Source organism: Dyella sp. NPDC103356 (assembly GCF_055584465.1).
On the sequence record NZ_JBVJLZ010000014.1, the window covers coordinates 64,347 to 72,750 of the forward strand.

General features: G+C 56.0%; 5 protein-coding genes. All 5 read right to left on the reverse strand.

The features are described from left to right. Positions 1 to 129: 129 nt before the first annotated feature. The 5 genes from ACZ6WW_RS22525 to ACZ6WW_RS22545 all read right to left on the reverse strand — a co-directional run bounded on the left by ACZ6WW_RS22525 (position 130) and on the right by ACZ6WW_RS22545 (position 8,389). The gene (locus ACZ6WW_RS22525; RefSeq protein WP_465276189.1) at positions 130 to 615 is read right to left on the reverse strand and encodes a profilin; all 486 of its coding nucleotides are present in this window, start codon (positions 613 to 615) and stop codon (positions 130 to 132) included. 521 nt (positions 616 to 1,136) lie between these two features. After that, positions 1,137 to 2,111, reverse strand: coding sequence for a transposase (locus ACZ6WW_RS22530; protein ID WP_465276190.1), 975 nt, complete (start codon positions 2,109 to 2,111; stop codon positions 1,137 to 1,139). 35 nt (positions 2,112 to 2,146) lie between these two features. Continuing rightward, entirely contained in the window at positions 2,147 to 2,491 is a 345-nt protein-coding gene (locus ACZ6WW_RS22535) for a glycoside hydrolase family 30 beta sandwich domain-containing protein (protein ID WP_465276191.1), read from the reverse strand. 136 nt (positions 2,492 to 2,627) lie between these two features. After that, positions 2,628 to 2,897 carry a hypothetical protein gene (locus ACZ6WW_RS22540; RefSeq protein ID WP_465276192.1) on the reverse strand — a complete coding sequence of 90 codons (270 nt, stop codon included), beginning with the start codon at positions 2,895 to 2,897 and terminating at the stop codon, positions 2,628 to 2,630. Positions 2,898 to 2,962: 65 nt separating this feature from the next. After that, entirely contained in the window at positions 2,963 to 8,389 is a 5,427-nt protein-coding gene (locus ACZ6WW_RS22545) for a putative Ig domain-containing protein (RefSeq protein ID WP_465276193.1), read from the reverse strand. Positions 8,390 to 8,404: the final 15 nt, after the last annotated feature.

Sequence of the window (8,404 nt, forward strand, 5' to 3'; positions counted from 1 at the left end):
GGACATGGGAGTATCCCAACGAAGGGCTTACTTGTCACGATCTAATAATAGAAGTGCAATGCAGTGCGATCAGCTACGAGCGATAAGTCGGCTCTAAGATGTCCCGAATCTCAGTCAGATCCCTTGCTTTCAATAACCACTCTCTCGGAGATGGTCTGCAAGAAGATTAACCTGTGCCTTGCAATCCGCGGGCTCTATCGGCGACTCATAGGCGCCAACCACTATCGTCTGATCAGTCTTAGCAGCGATAATGCCATTTCTACCTAATTTTAAGTGCATATACTTGTCGTCGCCTTCTACATAAATATATCTTTGCCCCCCGACCGTTGCCACTCCCTGGCTAAGGGAGGAAGCATCTTGAAAACCTTTGACAAGCTTTATTAGTTCTTCTTTTATTAGCTCAAAGTTGTCTGACTTAGCCCACAAACTACCGTCCAAGCCACCAATCGCGGCCTTACTTACTTTTCCCGAGGCAACGAGCTGTTTTTCAACATAATCTTGCCAGCTAGCCATAATATAAGCCTCCACGCCATCTTGATGTTTCAACGCATCGAGATCGTTTGTTTGGAATACAAATAAACGAGCGAAACATAACAAGCCATACGTTAATGACATTAGAAAGATTTGTTAATTATATTGATAACTAATGTGACATTTAGAACCTATCTTACTGCACCAGCGAGACCAATACTTTTAATTAACCCCATCCAGATTATCTCTACGCTGCCGCCCCTCAGCCACCAAAGCGCACGCCGGATCACGGCGATGCCCTGATCTGGACTCTAGAGGACGACAGAATAGGACATCCATCATTTGAGAACGACAGAATAGGACATCCATCATTTGAGAAAATTTCAAGCCAACCGTTTCTTGAGTGTCCGCGATCTCGGGCGAGATCTCGAAAGCCCTTCTCTCAGATTAAATGATTCGTGGAACACCTGGGATTCGGCTCTCATTAGATTCCCCTAAAAGGATCAGATCGAATGCAAACCCCGTCCTCTCTGCCATTTTTGATCATCGCATTGGTTTCAGACTTGATGTAAAGAGCTTCTACTCGAAGCACCTTTGGTGCAACGTGGAGATCATTTAGCAGAGCCTTAGATATTCACTCATGCGGTTTCAGTAGTCGTGCCGCATCATTGATAGGCACGTCGCCTTTCCCTTCCCGCCCCTTTTAACCAGCGCTGCCCTAGCGACCCTGCCTTGACCATCAAGGACTCAACGCTTCCTACCGCTCGCCAGTATCGACTCTCGATGCCCAACATCTGAATCTGCCACTGCCGCTCTTGCATACCCAGCTTGCTCAGAACCGACGGCGCGTCCGCGGCAATCGTGCCGCGCTTCCTCTCTCGTACGATCCGACCACTCCAGTCCACCAACTCCAGGTAGTCCATCGTTCGCAGGGAAAGCGCAGGCGCTAACAGCATACCGGCCATGGGGCGCAGTCTTGCCTTCAAGGAAGCCGGCCTTGTCTCAGCGCGCTTTAAACGTTGGCGAATGGAGGTGTGCTCGGAAGCGGCTAGATCGTGCACGATGCCCGCTCGAATCGGGTTCAGGTCGACATAGGCCATGCAGCTCAGAACAGCCTGCTCATCCAGTAAGGCCTGACATTTGAAGCGGCCCTCCCAGAAGCGGCCGGTACAACCGTCTTCACGATTGGCCTGACGGGCGATCGGCTCGTTCAAGCAACGCATGAACCATGACAGGCTGCCCAGGCGGCTCCGCAACTCCGCCATCCGCTCGGGATCACCTTGCAGGCGCTGTACTTTTTCCTGGCATAGACGTTCGTCGATCACATCTTCCACCCGCACAGGGAATAAGCGGACCCAACGTTCGGCCACCTCTTCATCGGACCAGGCGCTCGCCTCCTGCGGATCCACATGCAACACGACATGCACGTGATTGCTCATGACCGCATAGGCATATAGCCCTACGGCGAAACATTCCGCCAACGCTAGCAACCGGTCTTCCACCCAGGTTTTGCGGTGCTCATAAGAGCGCCCGCTATAAACATCATGTCCGCAGAGAAAGGCCCGCCGCACGCAGCGGGAGACGCAATGAAAGAAGCCCGATGTTTGCGGATCGACCGTTTGAAGGCGTGGGTATGTCATGGACACACGTTGCTCTTCAACACAGGCCGTTGATATCACTCAACGACGCGCCGATCCGTCAGCGAAGGTCCATTTCTTGGGTGTCCCAGATCTCTCATCCCAGATCTCTCCTCATCTGGCCGCTGCCTTCCCTTCAGCCACCAAAGCGCACGCCGGATCACGGCGATGCCCTGATCTGGACTCCACACGAAGGTCGCCACGCTTTGCGCTGGCACCGTGTACTCGAAGCGGTAGTTGTCGTCCGCTACGGATATGGGGCGTGCTTCCTTGTTGCTGTTCATCAGCACCAACACTTCGGAAATCCAGTAAGGATCTTGTAACCAGTTGGCATGGACGAGCGAACCTGAGCGAACCTGGACATCCATCATATGAAGGGCCATTTCTTGGGTGTCCCGAATTCGTCCATCCCGAATTCGTCCATATGAAGGGCCATTTCTTGGGTGTCCCGAATTCGTCCGAATTCGTCCCGAATTCGTCCTCCAGATCAGCGCTCCGGATCAGAGCTGTTTTTGAACATCAACTGTTCAGCCATGCATCAACTGAGAGGCCCTGCTGAATAACGGAAGCGTAATACGACACAGCTCGATCTAACGTCACATCGGCCGTCATACGATACCTGATATAAGAAATTGCAAGCACACCACTCATTTGCTCAAGGACCCGAATTTCAGCAACATCTGTGTCTGAGAAGCGCAAAAAACTCTCAACGTTACCGTGCTCGTTGGGAAGTAACCGGCGCTTGAGGACAAGCTCAATCTTCCTTCGCAAATCTTCGCTTAGTTCCATATCTTTACCTTAAATGCAATCTCTTGATGCGCATATTTGTGAAATGCTTAGCGATGAACAATACCCTATGAGCCGGGCAACGCATTCACTAACACTCGGGTAGGCAAACCGCTTTCGTTGAAGTTACTTAAAATCGTCGATAGGTTTCCATAGCCAACATTAATTCGATTGGCCCCAAAAGACACATTTCGAATCGCCAAATCACCAACCTGCTGACCAGTTAAGCTCGGATCGCCAAGTTTGACACGCGAAAACTCGGCTTGGAAGTTGCTAAGATTAGAATCGGCTAGAGATCCAGGTAGCGATGGCGGCGCAACCCCATAGGCGCTCTTATACGCTGTGATCGTATCTTCGAGGGCAGCCTGAGTAAGGCTTCCGCCCTCAAGTTGTAACTTAATCGCCTCTCCCGACGAAGTTGCGACTCGGTTATCCAAATAAAATTGCGGACTACCATCCACTACACTGATTATTCCGACCTGATGGGTTTCTCCATCGGCATTGACATAGACTCCGCCCTCCCCAGTTCCAGCGTTCAGATTTACTGACAAATCTTCCCGTTGAAACTGAACGATACGCCTCCCTTGAGCAACGGAACTGGCATTCGACAAAGACGCACCGTCTGATGCTTCTACCGTGCCTGAAGCGTCAACCCCTCGCCGCGCACTAATCTCCGCCAAAGCATCCGCCACCGACGACGTATTGTGCACCCAAACACCACGCCCGCCAACGAAGTAGGTGTGGTCATGCTCTACCTCGAAGTTGTGCACCGTGTACTTGCCACCATCAGGCAGCACACCAGCAACCCGCGATCGCCCGCCTTCCAAAAGCTCTAGCAGATCGCCCGCCTGGAGCGCGTTGGCGCCATTCCATCCCTTCCCCGTGACGTAGAACGGATGTTCCGTGGTTGCCGATATAGTCTCGTGACTTCCATCGGCATGTTCGACACGGACATGCAGCACGTCCTTGTCCTTGGACGCGAACGTCTGAAGCACCTGGCGCCAAGTCGTTTCGTTGCTGTACTGATTCCTGGCAGCTACCCAGTCGCCGGCCTCGATCTCCTCGATGGGCTTGGTCCCGATCTTGGTATGAATCGGCGTACCGGGGAGGAAGCAGGCGCCCCATGGTATTTGGGCTACGCCCGGCTCCACAGTGCCTATGTCCGCGACATCGTTCACGGCCAGAGAAGGGCGCGATAGCTCCAGCTCCGCCGACGAAATACCGGGTTCCGCGCCAACGGCGATCTCCGGCAACTCAATGGCGCTTGCCGTGGCGTCCGCACCTAACCTGATTTCGGGTGCTGCTATATCGATCTTGGGTGCATCGACCACGATCTGACCGAGCGAGTCAGTCAACGTGCCCGCGTCCAAACCCAGTTCGAGACCGGCCCGGGACATTGCGCTGCCCGAACCCAGCGTATCTCCAAGAATCTCCGGTATGCCCTCGGCACCTTCCGTTATCTCGGATGTCGTGTCAAACCATGACGCTATGCTTCGGATCGCGTCCGGCGCCTTTGGAAGAAGTGTCGTCGCCGCATCGAGCAGCGTCACTGCCTTGAAGCCGATGTTGCCAGCGTTTTCCACCGAGCGATCGTCCATGTCGAACACCGGCGTCGATGGCGAGAAGATCCACTGATTCACCGAATCGGGCAGAACATCGGTTAGACCATTCTGATAGACGAAGCCTTGGAGTCCCTGCATGGCCAGTTGCTTGCCGTCGTTTACCAGGCCCTGTGCTATTCCTTTTACGGAAACAAGAGGAACAGACAACAACTTCATGGACTCCCTGTCGCCCCACACCTGATCGCCAACGTCCTGCTGGCGTTGAAATTCAGCATTATCAATCTGATGCTGCCGAATGGCCTCCCCCGACGAGATCGCGGCTCGTTCTGCGTCATCCGATAGACCGGGCAACGGCAACGGAGTGGGCGGCTCGGTACTCGCAATGATATCGGGGTCTGCATAGTCGATTGAAAGCAAACCCGCAGGATCGGGCCTTGCCTGCATTGCGGGTAGATCCTGCGCATCAAATCGCGTGTTGTAGTTCGTCGATTGGGATAGACCTTCGTAGCCGGAAGGCACGCCACCTATATACGTGTCGAACTGGCTGAAATCGTAATCACCAGTTGGAGTAGTGGCCACGGGATAGACAAACGACGGCGACGGCAGCTGCACGCTTGGCACCGTAAGCGGTGGCAGCGAAATGACCGGCGGATCGATAGTCACAGAAATCGGAGGGAGCGCATCCCCTGTTCCGTTTCCTTCTGCCCCACTGCCTAACCCACCATTATTCTCTAACTGGTCCGGTGTCTGGGTGGTCTCGTTCCAACCATTGTTCAAATCGCCATTGTCGTCTCCTGGGAAGAAAATATCGCCAAGAGAGCCGTAGTCATCCTCATCGTTTTGATAGGTGTTGTTGGCGTCGTCAGCGAAATTAAAAGAATACGAAGAATCCCCACCACTCCCCTCACCATCAAACACATAGTTGTTGTGTATGTCACCCGATCCGAAGACATCGTAGCCAGCGATGTTGTAGTCGCCCGTTCCGACGTGTGAAGCCGGCGGATGGTAAGTCGGTTTTGGCGCGGGCTGCGCCCACGGCGGAGGACTCTTCTGCGTTTGCGTGGCTTGCTTCGCTTTTGCAGATGCTTCAGCTTGCTGCTGATCTGCTATCTGTTGCTGAATATGCTGAATTTGCGTTGCCAGTGCCGACTGCTGATTCAACACCGCCTCGATCGACATCGCCACCATCTGCGCCGTCGTTACGCACGCCGACTGACTCGCACTTACAATTGCGCTCTGCGCATACGGCTGGAACGTGTTCGCTGCATTCGTCGCCGTCGTCGCCTGCGGGATGTGCAACACCATCCCCATGGTCAACGGGCTGCCTAACTGAAGTCCGTTGGCCTGCGCAATCAGATAAGCATAGCGACTGTCACCATAAACACGCTGGGCCACGGAATCGAGCGTATCGCCAATCTGCACCGTATACCCTTGCGTACCCAACACACCGTTGCTGAAACCACCGGTCGTGGCCAGCACATTGATGCCCTTGAGGTTGTCCTCACTACCCAGGCCATTGTCCTGGGCATAGAGATAGTTGGTCACCTCGTTATTGGTCTGACCCGACACCGACGTGGTCTTCTGCAGAATCTGACCATCCGCCGTATACGCCATGACCGTCGTCTGTTGCGTACCGCTGACCAGGCCGGCGGTCTTAGTCAGCTCGCCCAGTGCGTTATAGGTATTGGTGGTCGTGTTACCGGCGTTGTCGGTGGTCGTCGTGATTAGCGCACTGTTTTGCCGTGCAAACGCGTTGGTATAACTGGCGGTGCTTCCTGTCGGCGCGCTGTTATAGATCGTCGCCGCGCTGCCGGTAGTGACGTGATAGCCCAATAGGTTCTGATCGGCGTCGTAGCCGTAGCCGGCGCTTGCGGCATAGCTGTTATCGGTCACCAGGAACAAGGCACCGTCCGTCGTGGCGCCCGGTGCGGGCGCGGCACCCAGGGCCTGCTTCTCCTGGTTGGCGTAGGTGCCCCCTTCGATCGCCGACTCGTTATGAAGCAGGTTGACCAAATCCTGCGCCGAGTCTTCCGCGTAAAGACTCTGGTCGGTCAGCTCACCGTCGGCGTTATAGGTATACACCGTATCGCTGGCGATCCAGCCATCATCACGGAAGGTCACCAGCGCGTTGTTGAAGACGCCCGCCTCGGTGTGGTTGAGGAGCTGGTAGGTCGTGCTGCGAGTCAGGTGGCCGTCGGCGTCATAAGTACCGGACTGGTAACTCGCAAAGACCCCGCCTGCCGTCGTCTGCGCCTGCAGCAAGGTCAGGTCACTGCGGATGTCGTAGAACCCGCGCTCGCTCAACATCTGGCCCGAAGTATTGACGGTGGTGTACTGCGTCAGGTTCCCCGCCAGATCGTACGCATTCTGGCCGGAGTTGGTCGCCGTGGTGATGACGATCTGCCCGTTCTGCAGGCTGCCGTCGGCGACCAGGACCCGGTTGTCCTGGTCGTAGGTAAACCAGTTGGCGACAAAGCCCGGTATCGGCGGGGGCGGCGGAGGTGGCGTAGGTGTCGAGGGTGCTGGCGCCGCGGGTTGCGTGGGGGGCGGCGCCGGATTGCCGATACCGATACGCGGCGGCGCTTCGATAGGCAGAAGTTCCGGACTGGGAAGCATCTGCGGTGTGACGACCATCTGCGCGCTCGCCACCTGTGCGGACGACGAGGTTATCGGTGCTGGCGCGGGCGTAAGTGCAGGGCCCGATACCGACGTATCCTGCAGCTGGCTCGAACCCGGTACCGACGTAGGTATAGGACCACCGGGCTGCCTGACCACATGCTCAGTGATCTTAAAATTGGCGGACGCCGACAAGCCGTCAACCTGATCTGTCGCAGTGATGACAAACGGAATCATCGTGGCATCAACGAATGCGGACAACTTTAATTGCAATAAACCGGTCGAGCTATTGAACGTATAGGTCCCTTCCAGGCCCTGCGGAAAACTGATGGAGTAGGTCAATGCCCGTCCGGTCGGATTGCTGAAAGCGTTGCTGGGCAATCCATATTGCGAAGTTGCGCTGAAGATCGTGATGGCCGTCGATGTGCTGGTATTGAATACCGGCGGCGCATTCACGGTCAACGTAAACGATTCGCCTCCCACTTGGCTCGTTCCCACAGCCGTAGCCCACACGGCCAGCGTCGCGACTTGGTTGGTTCCAGGCGCCGTGCCACTGAAGGTCAAGGTGTTCGGGTTGAAGCTGATCCACGACGGCAAGCCGACCCAGGCCGACCCATTCCAGTAGCCCGCGGTGTAGGTCATCGCCAGACCGTTCGTGTCGGTAGCCGCGGGGACCGCAAACGAGAAGCCGTTGTTGATATTGACCGACTGATTGGCCGGCTGATTCATCTGCGGCGCGGTCACCGCCGCCACGGTCAAATTGAACGCCACGCCATTGACGGCCGAGGTGCCATTGGCGGTAGCCCAGATCGCCAACTCATACGTACCCGCACTTCCCGCCCCGCCATTGAGCGGTGCTTGGCCGCTAAAGGTGCGTGTGCTGGCATTGAAGGTGATCCACGAGGGCAACGCCACCCAGGCCGAGCCGTTGAAGTAACCCGCCGTGTAGGTAATCCCCAGACCGTTGGCGTCCGTCGCGCCTGGCACGGTAAAACTGAAGGGCGTGTACTGCACACTCTGCGCAGGTGGCGTGCCGGTAAATTGCGGCAACACGGCCGGTACCGTGATCGTGACCGTACTGCTCGCTGTACGCCCCATCACATCCATCACAGTGATGGTGACGGTGTAACTGGCCGGCGCGCTCGGCGGCGTGCCAGTCAAGGTGTGCGTACTGGCATTGAAGCTCAGCCAACTCGGCAAGCCGGTCGCGGTATAGGTCAGCCCCATGCCCACCGGGTCGCTGAAGCTGGTCGCCGGCACGGTGTAGTTCACCGCATTGCCCGGCTGGATGGTCTGCGTGGCCAGCGCGGCAGTCACCGTCGGCACGCCCGT

Coding starts and splice junctions, on each gene's coding strand:
- ACZ6WW_RS22535 (WP_465276191.1), bottom strand. CDS start 2,491: ATGGCCCTTCATATGATGGATGTCCAGGTTCGCTCAGGTTCGCTCGTC.
- ACZ6WW_RS22530 (WP_465276190.1), bottom strand. CDS start 2,111: ATGACATACCCACGCCTTCAAACGGTCGATCCGCAAACATCGGGCTTC.
- ACZ6WW_RS22525 (WP_465276189.1), bottom strand. CDS start 615: ATGTCATTAACGTATGGCTTGTTATGTTTCGCTCGTTTATTTGTATTC.
- ACZ6WW_RS22540 (WP_465276192.1), bottom strand. CDS start 2,897: ATGGAACTAAGCGAAGATTTGCGAAGGAAGATTGAGCTTGTCCTCAAG.